This is a genomic window from Salinicola sp. RZ23 (assembly GCF_003206675.1).
GTDB lineage: Bacteria > Pseudomonadota > Gammaproteobacteria > Pseudomonadales > Halomonadaceae > Salinicola > Salinicola endophyticus.
In genome coordinates this window covers 1,886-22,523 of the sequence record NZ_PZJK01000013.1, presented here as the reverse complement: position 1 = coordinate 22,523, position 20,638 = coordinate 1,886, and the positions used below count along the sequence as shown (strand labels likewise).

The window sequence follows — 20,638 nt, the reverse complement described above, 5'->3', positions numbered from 1 at the left end:
ATCGTCGGTGCCGGGGGTGTGTAACTATGTCGCAGGCGATGGCTCGTCAGGACGCCGCCACCTGACACTCGAGGCGGTAGCCATGCTGATAGATACTCTGCAGGCGAACGCCATGGCGGCCATCCAGCTCGAGTTTGCGTCGCAGGCGGCTGACGTGGGTGTCCAGAGTGCGTGTGGAGAGACTGCCATTCTGCCCCCATACGACCTCGAGTAGATGCGCCCTCGACAGCAGTTCTCCACTATGGGCGAAAAAGAGGCTGATCAAACGGTATTCCCGTTCGGTCAATGTCACCGGACTATCGGATAGCAGCACCTGGCGCTGATCCGCATCCAGGGCGTAGGGTCCCAGGCGGCAACGCTCGCGCTCCTGGTGCTGATCCAGGCGACGGGCCAGGGCATTGACCCGGGCCACCAGCTCCAGCGGCCGCAGCGGCTTGCCCAGAAAGTCGTCGGCACCCAGCTCCAGCGCCTTGACCACCGATGCCTCCGCCTGGTTGGCCGTGATGAACAGGATCGGCCCCCGCCAGCCATCGTGGGTGCGCAGGTGGCTCAGGATATCCATGCCGCTGGCGTCGGGGAGATACCAGTCGAGGATGATGAGGTCGAAGCGCTGTGTCTTCAGCGCACGCTGGAACTCGCTGGCGCGCGCATAGGTGTGCACATGATGACCGGCGCCTTCCAGGCAGATGGTGATGAATGCCTGCTGATCGGGATCGTCTTCCAGCACGCCGATATGTATCGATGAGGTCATGCGACAACCTGTCGTTGAATGATCATTACCGTTCTCGATCCAGTCTGCCTCAGCGACATACAAGTTCCCAGCCGGAATTGGAGATCGCTCCGTCACGACGGTTTAAATTTTTATCGGCAATATGCCGATAAAAGTGTCGTGTAGCCAAGATTCTTGCGACAAGCGTGTCGGCACGCAGCCTGAGAGGACCATACGCTGCCCGATAGGTAAGAGGCTGTGACGCATCGGCGCCGGTTCGATCCTCGTCGTCCCGGAAAGGTGTCGTCTATATCGCCATGGCCCTGGGCTTCGTTCACCGGGTGCCGAAGTTGGCTGGTTCTACTGCAGGACTCGTTGATGCCAAGCTTAAAAGACGTTTTACCTCTGTTCCGGCGATTCCCCGGTGTGACTGTGGTCACGCTCCTCTTTCTCATCAGTACGCTCACCACTGGCGGCATCACCTTGGTGCGACAGCATGTCGTCGGAGAACAGTCGCCCGATGAGCTGATATGGGCTAGCCATCAGTTGAATAAAGAGAGTCACCGGATTGCGCTGCAGATCGAAACCCTTGCTTCACAGACCGATTGGCGTGCCTTGCGGCGAGACGTCGAGGGCCTATCGCGCCAGGTCGTGAGCCTGTCTCGACAGGTGGCAGGTGAGCAGAGCGACGCCCTGGGAAGCGCTGGCCGCCCAGACGAATCGCTCGGCCAGGCAGTGGGTCGGCTGAGTGCGGCGCTGACTTCGCTCTCGTCGCTACCGCTGGATCGCCGCCTGGCGTCGGTCTCCGAACTTCGCCGCGAGATTACCCCCCTCCTTGCAGCGTCGGAGCGCCTGATGACGCGCGCCCACATTCAGGCCGAAGCGCTGCATCATCGCGAGCACCGTCAACTGTCACAGCTCTACGCCTTGGTGATGTTCCAGTTGGCCATGACGGTCCTCGCCGCTGCCGTACTGATCCGCGCACTCCTGCGTGAGGCGAGCGCGTGCAAGCGTCAGCTGCGGGAGCTCGAGAGTCAGCGCGAGGCGTTGAACGGTGCGCTCGAGCGTGCGGAGTCCGCCAGTCTCGTCAAGTCGGAGTTCATGGCCATGATGAGTCATGAGATACGCACGCCGCTCAACGGGATCGTCGGCATGGCGGATCTGCTGGAGCGCGAAGTCGGGTCATGCCAGGGGGAGCGCTATCTATCCGCCTTGAAGCAGAGTGCCGCCGGCTTGCAGGTGATCATCAACGATATCCTCGACTATTCGAAACTGGAGGCGGGCACGCTGGTCCTGGACCGCAGTGCCTTCGAGCTCGAAGCGTTCGTGTCTCAGATCTGTGACATCTATCGTCTCGGCAATAGTGACGTGGCGTTCGAGGCGACACTCTCTTCCGAGTTGCCCAGGCAGGTGCTGGGAGATGTGACACGTATTCGTCAAGTGGTGATGAACCTGCTCGACAACGCCTTCAAGTTCACGCTGTCAGGCCGGGTCACGCTTTACGTGAGTAGGGATGAGGAAGCCTGGCTGCGGTTCGACGTGAGTGACACTGGCTGCGGTATTCCGGCCAAGAAGTGTGATCGACTTTTCGCGCCATTTTCTCAGGTGGACAGCTCGATCACCCGGCGGCACGAAGGCACCGGTCTGGGGCTTGCGATCTGCAAGCGCTTGATTAAGGCGATGCAGGGGGAGATCGCTTTCGAGAGCCGAGAGGGCGAGGGAAGTCGTTTCTGGTTCCGCCTGCCGCTGGTGGAGGCGCCTGCCGACAGCGCCGAGACCTCCGATCTCATGCCGGCGGATCTGATGCCGATGGCACTGCAGTTCTGCCATGTTCTGGTGGTCGAGGATAATCCGATCAATCAGCAGGTGGCCAAGGGGTTGATGGAGTCCCTGGGCCTGCGGGTGACGCTGGCCGAAAACGGCAGCAAGGCTCTGTCGTTGTTGAATACACAGCATGAGTCATTCGATCTGGTGCTGATGGACATGCAGATGCCCGTGCTCGACGGTGTGGAGACTACGCGGCGCTGGCGCGCCTGTGAGCAGGGGGGGCGTCTGCCGATCGTGGCGATGACTGCCAACGTCATGCCCGAAGACCATCAGCGCTGTTTCGACAGCGGGATGCAGGGGGTGATCACCAAGCCCTTCACCCGCGCCAGTCTGCAGCGAGAGCTCGCCAAGTATCTGTCGCGTCACCATAACGGCAGAGCCGGTGAGATGCCGACGAACTCACCTTGTGCCAATGGGCAGCGGACGTCGTCGGTGGACGCAACGCCGACCTATATCTGTCAGTCGAACCTGAAAGAGCTGTCGGCATCGTTGCCGAAGGCGGCGGTGGAGTCGCTCTACCGACAGTTCTTCCAGCGCCTGCCGACCCGGTTCGATGGCCTTCGCCGTGCGGCCGAGGCGCAGAATTTCGCGACCGTGCAGCAAGAAGCGCACGCCTTGAAGGGAGCGGCGGCGGCGCTGGGTTTCCGGCAACTTTCTACCCTGGCGGCACACTGCGAAGGCCTGGCAGAGCAGCAGGACAGCGAGAGGTTGCCCGCTGTCCTGCTCACCTTGATTGACAGCGGGGCACCTTCGCGGGAAGCCTTGCTCGCCTGCATGGATATCTCGCTCCCCGAGCTCGAGGTCGCTACACGCCAGGCGTGACTGGCGGGACGAGATGCCGGTACCAGTGGTCGAAATGCGCCTCGGGGAGTGGGCGGGCCAGCCAGAATCCCTGTCCCAGATCGTAGCCGGCGGCCTTGAGCAGCGCGTGCTGTTCGGGGGTTTCGATACCTTCCGCGACCACAACCATCTCGAGCCGATGGCCCAGGTCGAGGATGGAGAGCGCGATCGCCTCGGCGCGCTGGTCCTGTTCGATGCGGGAGATAAAGCTGCGGTCGACTTTCAGCTCGTCGAACGTGAGTCGGTGCAGTTGCATCATGGACGAGTAGCCGATGCCGAAGTCGTCCAGTGACAAGCGACAGCCGCGCTGGCGCAGCCCGGTGAGGATATGCTTGGCATACCCCAGGCACCCCAGCGTGGTGGACTCCGTGACTTCCAGAATGAGGTCGTGGGAGGAGATGTCGTAGCGACCGATCAAACTATCGAAAGCCTCGAACAGGCCGGCTGACCTTATCCACGCCGCGGGCACATTGACCGAAAGGCTGAGGTTCCATTCCAGTTGTCGCCATCGCTGCAGCTGGCGGCAGGCGAGGGTGAGCACCTGCCAGGTCAGCTCGACCATCATCTCGTGCCGTTCGGCCAGGGGAATGATGACATCGGGTGAGATGACACCACGACTCGGCTCCTGCCAGCGTAGTAGCGCTTCGGCGCCGACCACACGATTGAGGTTGAGGTCGAACTTCGGTTGGAAGACCAGGAACAGCTCATTCTGGGTCAGCCCGCGGGTCAGATCCTCCGCGGTGGGGGCATTGGGTTTGCTGTTGGCCGGTATCAGCCAACGCGCCAGATCCGCGATGAGCTTCGACTTGTGCAGAAAGCCGAGCATGCCGAGACCACGCTGGTTGCCGTAGCGAATGATGCGATCCGCGACGTCATGGCTGCACTCGCTGAGAACGAGAATACTGGCATCGATCTTCAGGTCGAAGAGATACTCCAGAATATCGAACCCGGTAAATTCCCCCAGCGAAAAATCCAGTAATATCAAATCCACCTGTAATCTGTGGGGCGATCTCGCCAGTTCTTCGAGGCCCTCGGCGGTGTCCACGCCGTAGCCTCGTTGAAGCAGCAGGTGCTCGCAGAGGTCGCGAATGTCTGGGTCGTCATCGACGATCAGAGCGAGTCGACTCATGGCAGGATCCTCCTGGAAGCACTTTGGTAAGCATTGCCAGCCAGGCCATGTCTGACAGGTACGCTGCTTGCCCATACGGCATTGAAAATCGGCTCGCTGGACCTCGTTCAGATTGTCAGAAAGATGGCCCGGAGGACGAGCGGAGCAAGTCACCTGCTCATTGATATCGCCTGAGCGGATGCGCCAGCCCGGTCCGCGCTTTCGCCGATTTCTGCCTTGGCGATGCGTCCCGGTCTGGCCTTCGTTTGTCGGCTTTCAGATAAAGCCTAAGGGATGTCTGCCCGTTGCGATATCATATATTAGAAGGAGGCCCACTCCTCTTCGGCTTTGGCAGGGTTTCCTGACTTCTGCTGCGAGACCCGCCCCGAGGTGTTTTCCGGCGCTGTGGGGAGTCGCGGAGCGGGTGTGGCGGTATCAGCGGCCGTGGCACTCAGCTTGAAGCTCCCGAGCAGATCGTTCAGCAGCGCGACCTGATCGCGCATTTCCGACGCGGCCGCACGCGACTGTTCCACCATCGAGGCATTGTGCTGGGTCATGCTATCGAGATCGGAGACTGCCGTATTGACCTGACTGATACCCACGCTCTGCTCTTTGGTCCCGGCACTGATTTCGGCAATGACGTCGTTGACCCGCTGGACGCTGATCATGATCTTCTTCATCGCTTCACCTGCCTCGTCCACCAGGCCTGCACCACTCTGAGTGTGGGATACCGAGGTGTCGATCAGCTCTCGGATCTCGGTAGAGGCGGCACTGGAGCGGCTGGCGAGGGTTCTCACTTCCTGGGCGACCACCGCGAAACCGCGCCCATGTTCGCCGGCGCGGGCCGCCTCTACCGAGGCATTCAGCGCCAGGATATTGGTCTGGAATGCGATACTGTCGATCAGGCTGACGATATCGCTGATCTGAACCGAAGATTGGCGAATGTCATTCATCGTGGCGATGACCGCCTGCATGGTTTGCTGGCCGGCCTCGGCATCCTCCAGGGTTTCCTGTGTCAGAACGATGGCCTGTTGCGAGGAGTCCGCCGTATTCTTGACCGTGGCTGAGATCTGCTCCATCGAGGCCGACGTCTGTTGCAGGTTGGAGGCTGCCTGCTCGGTCTTGGCAGACAGATTGGTGCTGCCATTGGCAATCTCATTGGCGGCGACATTGACCGATTCCGTGCTGCTCCGGACCTCCTGAAGGACACCGTCGATACGGGCAATGAAGTCGTCGACACGGTTGGCGAGATCGCCTATTTCATCCTTTCTTTCACTGGAGATTCTCGCAGTGAGGTCGCCATCACCCTCGGCAATTTCACGCACCCGCTCGGTGATCTTGCGCAGAGCCTTGGACATCAGTACCGGCCCCGCGAAGGCCAGTGAGACGGCGCCCACCAGAACGAGCAGACTGAATATCAGTACGAAGATACCCTGGGTGTTGGCCCATCCCAGAACCTCATCCTCGACGATGTGAACTCTCTCGAGTGTGGAATTTCCTGCGATGTCCAGAATGTCTCGCATATCATTCAGGGCAACGATGGAGGCGTTGTCCGCCTGATGACTAGCCGCTTCCGAGTCACCAAGTTTGTGTAGTCTCAGTGTCTCCGAGGACGCTGATGCCCAGGCCGCGTATCGCTGGGCGAAGTCCTGGGTACCTTGGACGATATCGGGATAGTCGTGCATCAGCTTCTGGAAGGCGAGCATCCTATCCTGAACCTGTTGCACGTTCTCCTGATACGATGCCTCCAGCTCTGCTGCGCGAGGCGACTCGGGCGTGGTCAAGAGATAGTCCAACTCCGCAGCCCTGGCCTGATAGATGTCTCTATCGGCATTGAGTACTGTGTTCGTCGCTTCGTTGAAGGTATCGCTGAACTCCATGAGACGCGATTTCAGCGCATCGATGAGACGATAGTCCGCTGCGCTCAAGATGAGTAGTGCTATGGGCACCATCAAGAAGGCCAGCGTATATTTCACGCGAATCTGGTGTAGTTTTTCTAACATGGCATGGGCCCCCTGCGTGGCTGGTAAGGAGGAATGTAAGGCCCGTTTCCATCGTTAGTCGACTAGCGTTCCCGATTGTTTACACTTGTTGACAAATTGGCTCTTCGGGCCCCATTTGAGGCATGCCATCAGGCGCTTTCTGCCGGAAATTTTGCCGGTTGCCATTTTCGCGTTCGGGGCGCGTCGTACGTGGATATCTCGTCTCTAGTTCGCAATGGCATGCCCCTCATGGGCCAGCAGCCAGCGTTTGCGCTCGAGCCCGCCGGCGTAGCCGGTGAGGCGGCCATTGGCGCCGATCACCCGGTGACACGGCACCACGATCGCCAGTGGATTGCGGCCGTTGGCGGCGCCCACTGCACGGGTCGCGCTGGGGCGGCCGATGGCCTGGGCCTGTTCGGCATAGGAACGGGTCTCGCCGAAGCCGATCCTGGTCAGCGCTTGCCATACCTGACGCTGGAAATCGGTGCCTGCGGGGGCGAGTGGGAGATCGAAATGGGTAAGCTCCCCCGCGAAGTAAGCATCGAGCTGCTGCGCACAGTGGCGGGTCAGGGCACTCGGTCGGGCGTTGTCGCTGGCATCGGTGACGAATCCGACCCAGGTCAGGCCGGCCTCGCTGGCACGGATCTCGATCTCGCCCAACGGCACGCCGGTGGGTGGGGTGTAGTGCTGACACGCTCCGAGTTGATGGTCGAGCGGGCGAGGGGCGACGAACGAAAGCGGTGTGTTCATATCACGGTGTCCCACAGTTGCAGAGTGAGGTAGCTGCGCCAGGGCGCGGCGCAGGCGGGGTCGAGCGGCTGTGGCTGTGGCTGTGGCTGATGCGCCAGCGCTCGGCGCAGGCCGACATCGCCATCGAGCCAGATGTCGGGATCGCTGAGGCCACGGAAGGCTGCGACCTTGGCGGTCCAGGGGCCGATGCCCTTGAGCCGCTGCCAGCTCGCGGGGTCATCACCGAGCTCGCCATCCCGATAGGCGGTGGCGAAGCGCCTCAGCGTCTCTCGCCGCGCCCCGGGCAGCTTGAGGAAGGCCAGATCGCTGGCGGCGATCGCCGCCGGCGTGGGGAAACGGCGGCGCCCGGCGGCATCCTGCTCGCCCAGCTGATCGACCAGCTGCTGCTGCAGTCGGACGGCGGCGGCGATCGAGATCTGCTGACCGAGTACCGCACGCACCCCCGCTTCGAACAGGTCCCAGACCCCGGGCAACCGCAGGCCGGGGGTCAGTGCGAGCCCCGGCAGCGCCGCGGCGAGATGGCCTTCGATCGTCTGGGTGTCGGCATCCAGATCGAGCAGCCGACGCAGGCAGCGGACCACGGTGTCGAGGACGGAGAGATCGCTCAGCGCCAGGCTGACGCTGAAGGCGTGGCGTTCTGGCAGATGGCGCGCGGTGAAATGGCCGGTGACCTCGCCCAGGCGGAAGGTGCGTCCGAAGCTGTCGTCATCGATCCACTCGAGCCCGGCAAGCCGATGCAGCGCATGGAAGTGGCGCAGGCGCGCCCAGTGGTAGGGCGGACGATAGGTGAGCGTCAATGTCAGCGGCGCCTGCGGGTCCGCGCGCCTGCGGCGCAGCGCGCTGGGAGTGAGGTGTAGCTGGCGCTGGAAGGCGTCGTTGAAGCGGCGCAGGCTGGTAAAGCCGCTGGCATAGGCGATATCGGTGATCGGCAGCGCGGTGTCGTGAAGCAGCTGCTTGGCAAACAGGCACTGGCGATAGAGCGCGTAGGTCTTGGGCGATACCCCCAGGTGACGCTGGAACAGCTGGCGTAGATAGCGCTCACCGATACCCAGGCGCTGGCACAGTGAGGCCACACTGCCGCGCTGCAGGCTGCCGGCATCGATCAGTGCCAGCGCCCGGCTCAAGGTGGTGTGGGTGCCGCGCCAGGGGGGCGAGTGGGGGGCGCTATCCGGGCGGCAGCGCAGACAGGGTCGGAAACCCGCGGCAGCGGCGGCGATTGCCGAGCCGAAGTAGCGCACGTTCTCCTCGTGGGGAGGTGTCACCGGACAGATCGGGCGGCAGTAGATACCGGTGGTGACGACCCCGATGAAGAAACGACCGTCGAAGCGTGCATCCCGGGCCAGGCGCGCCCGACGGCACTGCTCGGGGGTGAGCGAGAACGGGGCGTCGAGCCCAGGTGCGTTGGGCCTGGAGGCGTCGAGTTCAGGCGCGCTGGATTTAGGCGTGCTGAGTTGAGAAGCGTCGTGCATCGAGACGAGTCCGGCAGTCCGGTAGTGACCCCAGTGTAGCGCCGGAGGTCGTGCGAACTCGCCGGATTCGGCACGCTAGTGGCTCCCCGTTGGCACCAGCATGGGCATTTGGGGCCAATGTTTACCGCCGTACTCTCGAGCGCTGGTCGTTTGCGCACCAAGCCTAGGGGGCATCCCACACCTGATCGTAGTCCTCCCAGTAGTGCTCCATCTCGCGATCCTGGGTCAGTCCGTAGAGAGTGTATCTCCGCGCCAGGCGCGCGCCGCCGTCACGAGTCAGCGGCTGCCAGGCAAGGGTAGTGGCGCTGCGGCTCGAGGTATCGAAGAAGGCATCGAAGGGAATCGAGACGTAGAAGCCCTTGTCGAAGCTGCCCTCGCCATAGGCGTCGCCGGCATCGGTGAAGGTGGACCAGGCGCCCACGCGCACGCCGGAGTCGAACTGACGCGAGAGATCGAAGGTGACCCCCAGGTCGCCGGCCAGATAGCGCCCCACGCTCACCTGGGCAAGGACGTCCTCGACCCCGGTCTCGATATAGGCGGTGGCGTGCCCGGTCCAGGTGGAGTAGTCGCGCAGTCCGAAGCGCTGATCGAAGTCGCGCTGCTTGACCCAGTTGAGATCGACGCCGAAGGCGATCGGGCTGTCGAAGGGGCGATAGAGCACCTCGCCGCCGCCGCCGGCATACATCATCTCCAGCAGTCCGGCGTAGGCCATGCCGTACCAGTTCTCGCCAAGGCGCGCGGTACGGGTGTACTGCAGGTTGTAGATGCCGAGACTGGTCTGGTCGAGATAGTCGCCGATATGGGTGCGCACCCGCGGCAGCTTGGAGTCGGCGATGTAGTCGTAGCGCTCCAGGTTGTCGAACAGGTTGAGCGCCAGCTGGCCGCTGAACCAGCCGTTGGCGTCGGTGCGATAGTTGGCATCGAGCTTGGCATAGAGCTGGTAGAGAAAGCCGTCCGGACCGCCGATGTTCTGATTGAGGCCCGGTGACAGCCGCCAGTCGAAGCGCTCGAGATCATCGGCATAGAGCAGCTCGCCCTTGGGCGCGCTGTCGCGGGGTTGGGTCAGGGTGGTGGCGTAGAGTCCGTAGTGATACTGCTGGTCATAGGCCGCCGAGGCGGCGGCGCGGCGGAAGGCGTGGCGATCGTGGACGTCGTCGCGCAGGCCCATGCCGGCGCTCTGCCAGCGGTAGCGGTAGGTGTCGATGTCGTCGGCGGTGCGGTTGTTGAGAATGCGGTTGGCGCGCCCCTCGCTGGCCATCAGCGAGCGGTAGCGCGTGGCTTCCGCCTCGACCACCAGCTCGTCGTTGCGCCGGGTGATGCGGCGGACCCGCATCCCGGCGTTGGCCTGGAGATCGTGGCTGACCGCCTGCCAGTCGTCGGTGGTGCGCGCGGGTGGTGGGTTCACCGCCAGCGGCCGCGGATCGCCGGTCTTGGCCTGGCTCGCGCCGGCCAGATTGGCGCTCAGGGTAAGGCTGAGCATGGCGGTATCGCCGCGCTCCCATCCCGCCGCCAGCGAGAGGTGCTCGCCGAGGCGCCAGCGCGCGCCCAGGTTGAGCGGCGAGCGCTGGCGCTGCGGGTTGTCGAGGGGCTCCGAACGATAGTCGTTGCCGTCGTATTCGAGCTGCAGTGTCAGCGGTTCCCACGGGGTCTGGTACTCGATCCCGCCGAAAACGCCGATATCGCCGCTGAACAGATCGCCGAACTCGAAGTCGCCGGCCTCTTCCGGGTTCTCGCTGCGGCGCGAGTCGAAGCGCCCCGAGAGTGCCGAGAGCGGATTGCCTAGCCCGCCGCCGGCGCCCAGATAGCCCCAGCCGAGCCCCAGCGTGAAGTCGAGATCGTTCCAGCGCTTGCTCGCCACCAGATATTCGCTGCCGAACAGCCCGGTACCGCCGAAGTCGCGAAAGCCCAGTGCCAGCGCCGGGGTGTAGCGATCTTCTCGATGGAGCCTGAGCTTGAAGTCGATGCCCTTGTCGAGATAGTCCCGTTCGGCGTCGCCGGAAGCGCGGTAGTCACGGTTGCCGATCGACGTGTAGCGGAAGCCCGCCTCGAGCCAATCCATCGGCTGCACGCTGACCTGATAGCGCGAATAGGGCGAGACATGGTTGTAGTGCAGCGAGATCTCGCCCAGGGGCGCCATGCGCGCGCTGGGTGTCTGCATCAGGCCGACACCCCCGAAATCGCTCTGGGACGCGCCGAGCTCGGCAGCGGCATGGGGCGCGGCACCCAGCAGCAAGGGCAGCGAGAGCCCCATGGCGGGGGTTGCGCGGCGCAACGCGCGGGAACGGCGGGAGGTCGGAAGCATCATGCTTGGGGCGTCGTCAGTCGGTGGCGGTGGTAGAGCCTGAAGCAGCGTCGGGCGTGAAGGTGTGGCAGGTATCGCCGGGCAGGCGCGTGGCCAGGAAGTCGGGCAGGCTGGCATCGACCCAGCGCGCGCTCACCTCATTCATAGGAAGTTGCAACACCACCCGGCTACCCGGCACCAGCGTGGTCGATTCACGATTCCACGCTGCCATGCCGAGACGGCGTATCCCGCCACGCGGATCGATCAAAGCCAGGCGTTCGCTCTGTGCACGGGCGGCCTCGGGCAGTGCCTCCAGCAGCGTCTCGGTGGTCATCCCGGGGTGCCAGTCGAGTCTCGTCACCCCCTGTGGAGTCCACACCTCGACCCAATTCGGCGTCTCGCACCAGCCGAGGCGATCGAGATCGGCCAGTGCCGGCATCTGGCGCGGATGCGCCATCAGCCAGCTGGGGTCGACCCGTCCCGGAATACGTGCAAGCGTCCGTGCGTCGAGTGCCCGCGACCACGCGTCGAGCCCGCTGGCCAGGGCAGGCTGTCGCTGTAGCCGGGCCTGCATGGCGAGCCCGTCGAGTTCGGCGAGCAGGCGCCTCTGCACTTGGTGCGCCGAGGCGTCGGCGCGCTCGGCACCGACATAGGCGAAGGGCCAGTTCACCCGGGCCTGGCGCGACAGCGCCGACCACGCCTCCAGCAGCGTCGTGGCCGGGGCCGTGCGGCCCTGGATCTCGATGGTGAAGGAGGCCTCGTCCGCCAGCGGCGCGGCCGCGGCATCGAACGCGAGTGCGCCCAGCGCCAGCAGGCCCAGCGCGAAGGTAAGGGGAGATCGCATGTTCTGGTCGTTTCCCTGACGGTGTAACGGCGCTGCGTGCCGATCCTTCGGCATGACAGTCACCAGGGACGGGCGATCTGCCACGTCAGTGTCGGTGCGCCCGGCCACGGCTGGCCGGCGTAGGCCCATAGCCGGCGATCCTCGGGATCGCGCCATAGCGTCGCCTCGGTGGTGGCGCCGCCGGCCCAGTGCAGCGTTTCCTGACAGCGCGCCAGCCGGCGCCGGGTCAGCGGCAGGTCGACCGACGTCGGTGCTGCGCAGCTGAGTTGTGCCCGGGCGCTGTCCTGGTGCAGAGCGCCCTCGGCATCCTGCCACTGGCGCTCGATCCGGTAGTGCGTCTCGCTGCCCGGCTGACGCCACGGATAGGGCGGCGGCGTCCCCTCGGCGATGAGGATACGGGTGCCCAACAGCTCGTTGCGCAGCCCGGCACTGTTCACCGGATAGCCATCCTCGAGGGCCAGTGTGGCGCCGTCGCGAAACTGCCAGTAGGTCGTCGCGCCGCGCTGGCTGGCCAGTACCAGCAGTCCGCCGTGGCCGTCCACTTCCAGTGCCAGCGAGGCGTAGGGCAGGGCTGCGGCCTGGGTCGCCACATCGGGCCCCCGCAGGCTGGCGACGACGTCACTGGGAGAGCGCTGGCTGCCGATGGTGCAACCCGACAGCGCCAGTGCGAGACCCATGAAGAAGACCGCCCGAGGGCGGCCTTCCCGGCAATGCTGAGCCAATACGCGCATCAACGTGTGCCGGTCGTACCGGTGGTGCCGGTGGTACCGGTACCACCACTTCCATCGCTTCCGCCAGCGGCAGCCAGTGCGCCCACCGACGAGGCGGTGGTGCTGGCGCCCACGGCCGAGGCCGTCGACGCGCTGGCGGCGGTACCTACGCCGGCTGCGCTGCCCGTAGCGACTTCCTGGGCTGCAGCGAACGAAGAGACCGCCATGAAGGCGACTGCCAAGATGGCTCGCTTCTTCATAGGTAGCTCCTATCTGAGTGGAAAGATAAACGAGTGCGATTAACGCCCCGCCCGTGGCCCGAAGACCGATGACATTCTTGCCAATATTATGCGGCGGGGCAATCGGAAGTTGTCAAATCATGGGTATCAATAAGAGTGCAAGTCGTGATGGCACGAGAGTGAAGGTCATTTTAGCCAGGTGCTTGTCTCAGTATTGAGAAGAGAATCGAGAGTTATTGTTACGAAACGGTGACCGTGGGCGGTGGTACGGCGATGTCGAGGGGGAGTGTTGCGTGTCTTTTGGCAACGTTTTAACGGGTTTTGTAAAAACCTAAATGGAATTGTCAGTGATTGGCGACAGGGGTTCTGTCGCTGGCAGGTGTGCACCAGAAAGGGCCGATTGGCGGGCAGTGTTGCGACATTATCACGCCTCGCTCTGTGGGGGAGTAAGACCAAAGCCCAAGCCGCCTGGTGTGGTTTCGAGAGATCTGCAAGCTATTGAAAATTGGCTTTAATAGAGTTTTTGCAAAGGTGTCTAGCGGCGCTTGAGGTCACGCTCAGGCCCGCTCGGGGAGTCGGATGCCGCACCTGTTGGGTGCTTGCCACAGATAACCTGTCGCCATTTCGTTACAGCCGGCTAACGCGAATGTGGACATCAAATACGCAAGAAAATGATTTTTCACCGAGGTTATGCGGTCTCGCCGGTGGTTGCGTAATCTTCATGTTTCCAGAAGGTGTCTTTTTATGAAGTTGGCACGACTTTGGCATTGCTTGAATGAAAGCGAATTGCCGCGAAGGATGGCTCGGCTTAAATCGCTCTCAATTAGGGCGATTCACTAAATCAAGAGCTTCATGAAGGGCTTCGGGGAATGCCATGACAACCTCGGGGCGGTAGCGTGTTTAAATTTAATTTTGTCGGGTCTGTCTCTCTTTTGACGTATTGAGTCAATGCACTGATGCCATGCAAGCGGCGTCAGCAAGATAGGGATTCAGGGGCAAGGAAAATGCTGCCGCAGGCAAGCGGCGTTGAGCGACAGGGATGGCGCGAATGGCAGAGGCGAGCGGGATGAGACGCAAGAGTCAAAGGGTGGGGCCGGAAGCGGTCGGGCCGGCGCGAGGCAGGTCTCTGATGAGAACGGCCGGCGTTGGACGAGGCCTTGCCGGTCTCGCCGCACTGCTGCTGGTTACCGGTCTCAGTGGCTGCGCCTTCGCCCCCGGTGGCCATATCGGCTATGAGACTGACTCGGCGCCCATCGACGATCTGGTCGATGTCGAGCCGATCACGCTGGGGCTGGTTCGTACTCAGCAGGCCAGCGCGGGGAGTGCCGGGAAGCCCGATCCGACGGCGCTGAGTCGCGCGGTTGAAGGCGCCGGGGAGGCGTCGTCTGCTTCGCCCTATCAGTATCGCGTCGGGGTGGGCGACGTGCTCTCGGTGACGGTCTATGACCATCCCGAACTGACCATTCCCGCGGGCGGCGAGCGCCCCAGCACTGAATCCGGCAGTACCGTCGGCAGCGACGGCACCATCTTCTACCCCTATGTGGGTCGAATGAAGGTGGCCGGACGCACTGTGGATGCAGTACGTGACGAGCTGCAGCGGCGGCTGACGGCGTATATCGCTGCGCCCCAGGTCGACGTCAAGGTGGCCGGCTTCAACTCCCAGAAGGTCTATGTCACCGGCGAAGTCGACAAGCCCGGGGTCATGCCGGTCACCAACGTGCCGTTGACGCTGCTCGACGCCATCAACCTGGCTGGCGGCATGCGCGAGAGTGCCAACTGGCATGACGTGGTGCTCACCCGCGGCGATGAGATCGAGCATATCGATGTTCATGCCATGCTCCAGGACGGCGACCTCAGCGCCAACCGCCGCCTGCGCGATGGCGACGTGGTGCACGTCCCCGATCTGGGCAACCAGAAGGTGTTCGTGATGGGAGAAGTGGTCGATCCGGTCTCGCTGCCGATGGGCAACTCGCGGCTGTCACTGACCGATGCACTCTCCCAGGCCGGCGGCATGAACGAGGCGGAGGCCGATGCCAAGGGGATCTTCGTGATTCGTCAGGCACCCGCCGCCAGCGGCAAGCTGGCGACCGTCTATCAGCTCGATGCGCGCAACGCCACTGCGCTGGTGCTGGGCACCCAGTTCATGCTCCAGCCCACCGATATCGTCTATGTCACCGCCGCGCCGCTGAGCCGCTGGAACCGGGTGATCAACCAGCTCACCCCGACCATCACTTCGGTCTATCAGGTGACCCGTGCCACGCGTGATTTCGACGAACTCAGGGACGGTAACTGAACCATGTTCCAGCGCATTCTGGTGGTCTGCATCGGCAACGTCTGCCGCAGCCCGGTGGCGGCGGCGCTGCTGCGCCAGCGCTTCCCCGGTCGCCGGATCGAGTCCGCGGGGCTGGGCGCGCTGGTCGGCCAGGACGTCGACCCACGTGCTCGGCGGTGTGCCGAGCGCGACGGTCTGACCCTCGGTGTCCACGCTGCACGCCAGCTCGATGGCGACATGCTCAAGGACGCCGAGCTGGTTCTGGTGATGAGCGAGGGGCAGCGCCGGGCGATTGCCGAGCGCGATCCGGCGGTCACGGGCAAGACCCTGCTGTTCGGGCGCTGGCTCGCCGAGCCCGAGATCCCGGATCCCTATCACAAGAGCGAGAGCGCCTTCGCGCACGTCCATGGCCTGATGGTGAGCGCTGCCGATGGCTGGATCGGCAAGATGCCGGAACGATGAAAGGATGCAAGGACCCACGATGACTCACGCCTCGAACCCGCAGTCGGGAAATCAAGCCTCGACGCCATCGGCGAGCGCGCCGCGCAGCCACGAAGAGATCGATATCCGGCGCCTCTTCGGGATTCTGGTCGATCACAAGAGGTGGGTCTTGGCGAGTGTCGTCGCCTTCGCCCTGCTGGGTCTGATCTATGTCAGCGTGGCGACCCCGATCTATCGCGCCGATGCCCTGGTGCAGATCGAGAGCGCGTCACCCGGCAACAATCCGCTCAAGGAGGTCTCGACGCTGCTGGGCCAGGAGCCGCCGACACTGTCGGAGATCGAGATCATCCAGTCGCGCATGGTGCTGGGGCGCGCGGTCGACCTGCTCAATCTCGACATCTCCGTAGCCCCGGTGACGCTGCCGGTGATCGGCAGTCTGCTTGAGCGCCAGGGTGTCTCGCGGCCCGGTTTTGCTGCCGGCTGGCACTATGCCTTCAGTGGCGAGTCGATCGCCGTCAGCGAGATGCCGGTGTCCCAGGCCTACGAGGGGCAGCCGTTCCGACTGCGGGTGCTCAACAGCTATCGCTATCGCCTGTTCGATGCCGACGGCAACGACCTGGGCGAAGGCAAGCTGGGTGAACTGAGCAACTTCGCCCACGGCGGGGTGGCACTGCGGGTGACCTCGATCGACGCTGCCGCCGGTGCCACCTTCGAGCTGCGCCACGGCTCGCGCCTCGCGGCCATCAATGCGCTGCGCGGGCGCCTGGCAGTAGCCGAGGCGGGCAGCGAGACCGGCATTCTGAGCTGGAGCCTCACCGGCACCGATCCGCAGGAGACCGAAAAGACCCTCAACACCATCGCCGATATCTACTATTCGCAGAACGTTCAGCGCCAGTCCGAGGAGGCGCGCAAGAGCCTCGAATTCCTCGACGGCCAGGTGCCCAAGATCCGCGCCCAGGTCGACCGCGCGGAGGAGAAGCTCAATCGCTATCGCGAATCCCAGGACAGCGTCGACCTGTCGCTGGAGACCAAGTCGGTGCTCGATCGTCTGGTCAATCTGGAGGCCCAGCTCAACGAGCTGGAGATGAACGAGGCCGAGATCGCCCAGCGCTTCACCAAGAGCCATCCCACTTACCAGGCGTTGTTGGAGAAGAAGGCTCAGCTTCAGCGTGAGCGGGCGAATCTCGATCAGCAGATCAAGGGGATGCCCAAGACCCAGCAGGAGATCCTGCGTCTCAAGCGCGATGCCGAGGTCAACAACGAGATCTACGTGCAGCTGCTCAACAAGGTGCAGGAGACGCGCATCGCCGAGGCCAGCACCGTGGGTAATGTCCGCGTGCTCGATTCGGCCCAGGTCCAGGCGACCCCGGTGGCACCCAACAAGCCGCTGCTGCTGGCGGTGGCGGTGATCGTCGGTCTGATCGTCGGCGTCGCGGGAGTGTTCCTGCGTGCGCTCTTCCATCGCGGTATCGAGACCCAGGAGCAGATCGAGGAGACCGGGCTGGCGGTCTATGCGACGGTGCCGTTGTCGGACGAGCAGCGCAAGCTCAACCGCCGCGAGCGACGTGATCGCCGTGGCTCCCGGCGCGACCCGCGCCATCCGCAGGGGCTGCTGTCGCTGCGCAATCCCGCCGACGTGTCGGTCGAGGCGCTGCGCGGCTTGCGCACCAGCCTGCACTTCGCGATGCTCGAAGCGAACGACAATCGCTTGATGATCACCGGCCCCAGCCCCGGCGTGGGCAAGAGCTTCGTCAGCGTCAACCTGGCGGCGGTCTGCGCCCAGGCCGGTCAGCGCGTGCTGGTGGTCGATGCCGATATGCGCAAGGGGCAGGTGCACAACGTCTTCGGCGCGACCTCTGAGTCGGGACTGAGTGACGTGCTGGGTGGCCGGCTGACGCTGGACGAGGTGATCCGCGGGGTCGGCGAGTGCGAAGGGCTGGCTTACGTGGCCCGGGGCACGGCGCCGCCCAACCCCTCGGAGCTGCTGATGGGGCCGCGCTTCAGCGCCTTCCTCGCCACCGTCAGTGAGCGTTTCGACCTGGTGATCGTCGATTCGCCGCCGATTCTGGCGGTCACTGACGCTGCGATCATCGGCAAGCAGGTCGGCACCTCGCTGATGCTGGTGCGCTTCGAGCGTAATCCGGTCAAGGAGCTGGAGCTGGCGATCGGTCGCCTGCGCACGGCCGGGGTCGAACCGCGCGGCGCCATCCTCAACGCGGTCGAGCGCAAGGCGGCAACCGCCTATGGCTACGGCTACTACCACTACAACTACCAGTGATCCCGCGAGCCGCCATGAAACCCATCACCATCGACGCAGCCAGCGCCCGACACAGGAGCTGCGCCACGCCGCCAAGGGCCGCGAGGATGCACCCATGACGCCAGCGTTCGCGGCGATCCGCAGCCGGCTGCGCGGCGAGCTCGTGGTCAACCTCTGCCGCACTTTCGCTGCACGCGGCGTGGCTGCCCTGGGCACGGTCATGCTCGGGGTGGTGCTGGGCCGGCTCTATGGCGCCCAGGGGGTGGGGCTGTTCGCACTGGCACAGAGCCTGATCTTCGGCGCCGGCATCATCGCCTGTTACGGCCTCAACGGCTCGCTGATGCGCTATGTCAGCCAGGACAGCGACAGCCCCAACGTGCGCTGCTATCTACGCTGGGCGCTGATGCGGGCACTCGCGCTGAGTGTGCTCTTCGCGCTGGCGATCTGGCTGCTGCGTGCGCCGATCGCCGGTGTCTTCGCCGCGCCCACGCTGGGCGAGATGCTGCCGGCGATCGCCGTGGCCACGCCGGCCTTCACGCTCTCGTTCGTGCTCGCCGGGTTCCTCAAGGGGGCCAGCATGCCGGCGCGAGCCAGCCTGCAGGAGAATGGCGCCATCTCGCTGTGGGCGGCCATCGCCATTCTCGCGCTGGCGCTGCTCGGCGACAGCCGTTCGCTGGTACTGGCCAGCTGGGCCTTCTGCGCTGCCGCCTGGCTGGTCTTTGCCCAGGGCGCGCTGCATACCCTGCGCTGGCTGCGCCGACACGCGGCGGTGATCCGTGGGGCACCGGACATGACCACGCTGGCCAACAAGGGCACCTTCTTCGCCACCGCCCAGAGCTTCATCATGCTCAACCTGTCGATGTTCCTGCAGCAGGTACTGGGAATGTTCATCGCCGGTGCGCTGCTGAGCCACGTCGACCTGGGGCTGTTCAAGTCGGCGGAGCGGGTGGGCATGATCATCAGCTTCATCCTGCTGGTGATCAACGCGGTCTTCCCGCCGCGCTTCTCGCGGCTCTACCACCAGGGTGACCACCCTGCGCTGGCGCGGCTGGCGCGTCAGAGTACCCGGGTGGCCATGGGCATGGCGCTGCCGCTGGCGCTGCTCTGTCTGCTCTTCCCGGCCTGGGTGCTGGGCTGGTTCGGGCCCGAGTTCGGCGCCGCGGCGCCGCTGCTGCGGATCATCGCCATCGGTCATCTGGTCAATGTCGCGACCGGTTCGGTGGCTTTCCTGCTGACCATGACCGGCCGCGAGCGGCTGATGCGCAACATCTCGCTGATCTGTGCCACCCTGGGGCTGATCGCCTTTTTGGTCCTGATTCCGCTGTTCGGCGCGCTGGGGGCGGCGCTGTCGCTGGCCCTGGTGCTCTCGCTGCAGAACGTGGTCGCGGCACTCTTCGTCTGGCGCGACATGGGCATCGTCATGTTGCCGCTGACGCTCCCCGGGTGTGCGGTGACCGCTGGTGCGCCGCGCCGCCGGCACCACACCCCACCGTGAGCAAGACCAGGAGTCGCACGAACATGAGCCATCACTCCCACGGGACGGGCAGGACGACGGAAACCTCTGCGACGTCGTCTGCCGGGGCTGACACCGCGCACTGGGCAGATGCGGCAATGCGTCTGCCGGTGGCGGCGCTGCTGCAGGCGGTGCACGAGGCCGGCGACCGGGTCATGGCGATCTATCGAGGTGATGCCCAGGTGATCTGGAAGGCCGACGACTCGCCGCTGACGGCGGCCGATCTGGCCGCCCACGATGCTCTGGTGCAGGCGCTCGCGCAGCATACCCCGGGTTACCCTGTGGTCTCGGAAGAGGCCGCCACAGCCACGCTCGAGACCCGCCGCAGCTGGTCGCGCTATTGGCTGATTGACCCGCTCGATGGCACCAAGGAGTTTCTCAAGCACAACGGTGAGTTCACCCTCAACGTGGCCCTGATCGAGGCGGGGGTGCCGGTGTTCGGCATCGTTCACGCCCCGGCGCTGCCGGCCGGCCCGACCACCTGGTGGGGCAGCGCGCACGGCGCCTTCAAACAGGTTGGAGCGGGGGTGGTCGAGCGGATCGGCGTGCGCGTTCTGCCCGACCCCGCGGCTGAGGCCTGGATCGTGGTGGGCAGCCGTTCCCACGCCACGGAGGCGGTCGAGGCCTTCTGCGCCGGGCTGCCGGCGCATCGCCGCGCCAGCCTAGGCAGCTCGCTCAAGCTGTGCCTGGTGGCGGAGGGGCGTGCCGATCTTTACCCGCGTCTGGCACCGACCTGCGAGTGGGACACCGCGGCGGCCCAGGCGGTGGTGCTGGCGGCGGGGGGCGAGGTGCTAGAAGCCGAGACGCTGGCGCCGCTGCGCTGTACCCAAGGTGACAGCTACGTGAACCCTGCTTTCATTGTCTGCGCGCAGCGTGATGCGCGCTGGGAAAGCGCGCTGCGCCGTGCCCTGTAAGGCACGCTGCCATGCCTGGCGGCACCATCCATCGCAAAGAAGACGTTATTGCCGTGCGCCAGGAAAGCGCGCACTGACCGTGGCGCGTGCCACCACTTGCCGCAGCGCGAGTGCCGACACGCGCGGATAGGGACATCAAACCGTACGGAACCCCTCATGCTGGAAATCTCTCCGGAACGTCAAACCCACCTCAAGCAGCTCGAGGCGGAGTCGATGCACATCATCCGCGAGGTCGCGGCCGAGTTCCGCAACCCGGTGATGCTCTACTCGATCGGCAAGGACTCCTCGGTGATGCTGCATCTGGCGCGCAAGGCGTTCTACCCGGGCACGCCGCCGTTCCCGCTGATGCACGTCAACACCACCTGGAAGTTCAAGGAGATGATCGAGTTCCGCGACCGCATGGCGGCAAGCGTGGGCATGGAACTGATCGAGCACATCAACGAGGAGGGGCGCGCCGCCGGCATCAACCCCTTCGATCACGG

At 64.4% G+C, this 20,638-nt stretch carries 16 protein-coding genes; 7 read left to right on the top strand and 9 right to left on the bottom strand.

Translation table 11 applies throughout. The annotated features are described in order from the left end of the window. Window positions 1-46: 46 nt before the first annotated feature. Entirely contained in the window at window positions 47-751 is a 705-nt protein-coding gene (locus DOM67_RS12675; RefSeq protein ID WP_232825246.1) for a response regulator transcription factor, read from the bottom strand. Window positions 752-1,087: 336 nt separating this feature from the next. On the opposite strand from DOM67_RS12675, the gene DOM67_RS12670 reads away from it, so the two are divergent. Then, complete coding sequence (locus DOM67_RS12670; RefSeq protein WP_110676397.1) at window positions 1,088-3,358, top strand: ATP-binding protein; 2,271 nt, start codon at window positions 1,088-1,090, stop codon at window positions 3,356-3,358. On the opposite strand, the gene DOM67_RS12665 is transcribed toward DOM67_RS12670, so the two are convergent. The 8 genes from DOM67_RS12665 to DOM67_RS12630 all read right to left on the bottom strand — a co-directional run bounded on the left by DOM67_RS12665 (window position 3,342) and on the right by DOM67_RS12630 (window position 12,780). After that, window positions 3,342-4,505 carry an EAL domain-containing response regulator gene (locus tag DOM67_RS12665; RefSeq protein WP_232825266.1) on the bottom strand — a complete coding sequence of 388 codons (1,164 nt, stop codon included), beginning with the start codon at window positions 4,503-4,505 and terminating at the stop codon, window positions 3,342-3,344. The genes DOM67_RS12670 and DOM67_RS12665 overlap by 17 nt on opposite strands. A 299-nt stretch (window positions 4,506-4,804) precedes the next feature. Next, on the bottom strand, window positions 4,805-6,487 hold the full coding sequence (locus DOM67_RS12660) for a methyl-accepting chemotaxis protein (protein WP_110676393.1): 1,683 nt from the start codon (window positions 6,485-6,487) through the stop codon (window positions 4,805-4,807). 204 nt (window positions 6,488-6,691) lie between these two features. After that, complete coding sequence (locus DOM67_RS12655) at window positions 6,692-7,216, bottom strand: methylated-DNA--[protein]-cysteine S-methyltransferase (protein ID WP_110676391.1); 525 nt, start codon at window positions 7,214-7,216, stop codon at window positions 6,692-6,694. Then, on the bottom strand, window positions 7,213-8,685 hold the full coding sequence (locus DOM67_RS12650) for an AlkA N-terminal domain-containing protein (RefSeq protein WP_110676389.1): 1,473 nt from the start codon (window positions 8,683-8,685) through the stop codon (window positions 7,213-7,215). The genes DOM67_RS12655 and DOM67_RS12650 overlap by 4 nt, the downstream gene beginning before the upstream one ends. Window positions 8,686-8,848: 163 nt before the next feature. Beyond that, entirely contained in the window at window positions 8,849-10,990 is a 2,142-nt protein-coding gene (locus DOM67_RS12645) for a YjbH domain-containing protein (protein ID WP_232825245.1), read from the bottom strand. 13 nt (window positions 10,991-11,003) lie between these two features. Continuing rightward, complete coding sequence (locus DOM67_RS12640; RefSeq protein WP_157958858.1) at window positions 11,004-11,810, bottom strand: capsule biosynthesis GfcC family protein; 807 nt, start codon at window positions 11,808-11,810, stop codon at window positions 11,004-11,006. Window positions 11,811-11,869: 59 nt separating this feature from the next. Beyond that, complete coding sequence (locus DOM67_RS12635; RefSeq protein ID WP_157958857.1) at window positions 11,870-12,487, bottom strand: YjbF family lipoprotein; 618 nt, start codon at window positions 12,485-12,487, stop codon at window positions 11,870-11,872. A 53-nt stretch (window positions 12,488-12,540) separates the two neighbouring features. Beyond that, a complete protein-coding gene (locus DOM67_RS12630) occupies window positions 12,541-12,780 on the bottom strand; it encodes a hypothetical protein (protein WP_110676381.1) in 240 nt (79 codons plus the stop codon). 1,108 nt (window positions 12,781-13,888) lie between these two features. On the opposite strand from DOM67_RS12630, the gene DOM67_RS12625 reads away from it, so the two are divergent. The 6 genes from DOM67_RS12625 to DOM67_RS20155 all read left to right on the top strand — a co-directional run. After that, a complete protein-coding gene (locus tag DOM67_RS12625; RefSeq protein ID WP_110676379.1) occupies window positions 13,889-15,052 on the top strand; it encodes a polysaccharide export protein in 1,164 nt (387 codons plus the stop codon). A gap of 3 nt (window positions 15,053-15,055) precedes the next feature. Further along, a complete protein-coding gene (locus tag DOM67_RS12620; protein ID WP_110676377.1) occupies window positions 15,056-15,493 on the top strand; it encodes a low molecular weight protein-tyrosine-phosphatase in 438 nt (145 codons plus the stop codon). Between the two features lie 4 nt (window positions 15,494-15,497). Next, a complete protein-coding gene (locus DOM67_RS12615) occupies window positions 15,498-17,750 on the top strand; it encodes a polysaccharide biosynthesis tyrosine autokinase (RefSeq protein ID WP_348627302.1) in 2,253 nt (750 codons plus the stop codon). A gap of 94 nt (window positions 17,751-17,844) precedes the next feature. Continuing rightward, window positions 17,845-19,224: an oligosaccharide flippase family protein gene (locus DOM67_RS12610; RefSeq protein ID WP_157958856.1), complete on the top strand. Its 1,380-nt coding sequence runs from the start codon at window positions 17,845-17,847 to the stop codon at window positions 19,222-19,224. Between the two features lie 23 nt (window positions 19,225-19,247). Then, entirely contained in the window at window positions 19,248-20,156 is a 909-nt protein-coding gene (gene cysQ / locus DOM67_RS12605; protein WP_342588216.1) for a 3'(2'),5'-bisphosphate nucleotidase CysQ, read from the top strand. 156 nt (window positions 20,157-20,312) lie between these two features. Then, window positions 20,313-20,638: phosphoadenosine phosphosulfate reductase family protein (locus DOM67_RS20155; protein WP_348627306.1), on the top strand; the 326-nt coding region annotated here is incomplete at its 3' end.

Coding starts and splice junctions, on each gene's coding strand:
- DOM67_RS12665 (WP_232825266.1), bottom strand. CDS start 4,505: ATGAGTCGACTCGCTCTGATCGTCGATGACGACCCAGACATTCGCGAC.
- DOM67_RS12620 (WP_110676377.1), top strand. CDS start 15,056: ATGTTCCAGCGCATTCTGGTGGTCTGCATCGGCAACGTCTGCCGCAGC.
- DOM67_RS12640 (WP_157958858.1), bottom strand. CDS start 11,810: ATGCGATCTCCCCTTACCTTCGCGCTGGGCCTGCTGGCGCTGGGCGCA.
- DOM67_RS12610 (WP_157958856.1), top strand. CDS start 17,845: ATGACGCCAGCGTTCGCGGCGATCCGCAGCCGGCTGCGCGGCGAGCTC.
- DOM67_RS12645 (WP_232825245.1), bottom strand. CDS start 10,990: ATGATGCTTCCGACCTCCCGCCGTTCCCGCGCGTTGCGCCGCGCAACC.
- DOM67_RS12660 (WP_110676393.1), bottom strand. CDS start 6,487: ATGTTAGAAAAACTACACCAGATTCGCGTGAAATATACGCTGGCCTTC.
- DOM67_RS12625 (WP_110676379.1), top strand. CDS start 13,889: ATGAGAACGGCCGGCGTTGGACGAGGCCTTGCCGGTCTCGCCGCACTG.
- cysQ (WP_342588216.1), top strand. CDS start 19,248: ATGAGCCATCACTCCCACGGGACGGGCAGGACGACGGAAACCTCTGCG.
- DOM67_RS12635 (WP_157958857.1), bottom strand. CDS start 12,487: ATGGGTCTCGCACTGGCGCTGTCGGGTTGCACCATCGGCAGCCAGCGC.
- DOM67_RS12655 (WP_110676391.1), bottom strand. CDS start 7,216: ATGAACACACCGCTTTCGTTCGTCGCCCCTCGCCCGCTCGACCATCAA.
- DOM67_RS12650 (WP_110676389.1), bottom strand. CDS start 8,685: ATGCACGACGCTTCTCAACTCAGCACGCCTAAATCCAGCGCGCCTGAA.
- DOM67_RS12675 (WP_232825246.1), bottom strand. CDS start 751: ATGACCTCATCGATACATATCGGCGTGCTGGAAGACGATCCCGATCAG.
- DOM67_RS12615 (WP_348627302.1), top strand. CDS start 15,498: ATGCAAGGACCCACGATGACTCACGCCTCGAACCCGCAGTCGGGAAAT.
- DOM67_RS12670 (WP_110676397.1), top strand. CDS start 1,088: ATGCCAAGCTTAAAAGACGTTTTACCTCTGTTCCGGCGATTCCCCGGT.
- DOM67_RS12630 (WP_110676381.1), bottom strand. CDS start 12,780: ATGAAGAAGCGAGCCATCTTGGCAGTCGCCTTCATGGCGGTCTCTTCG.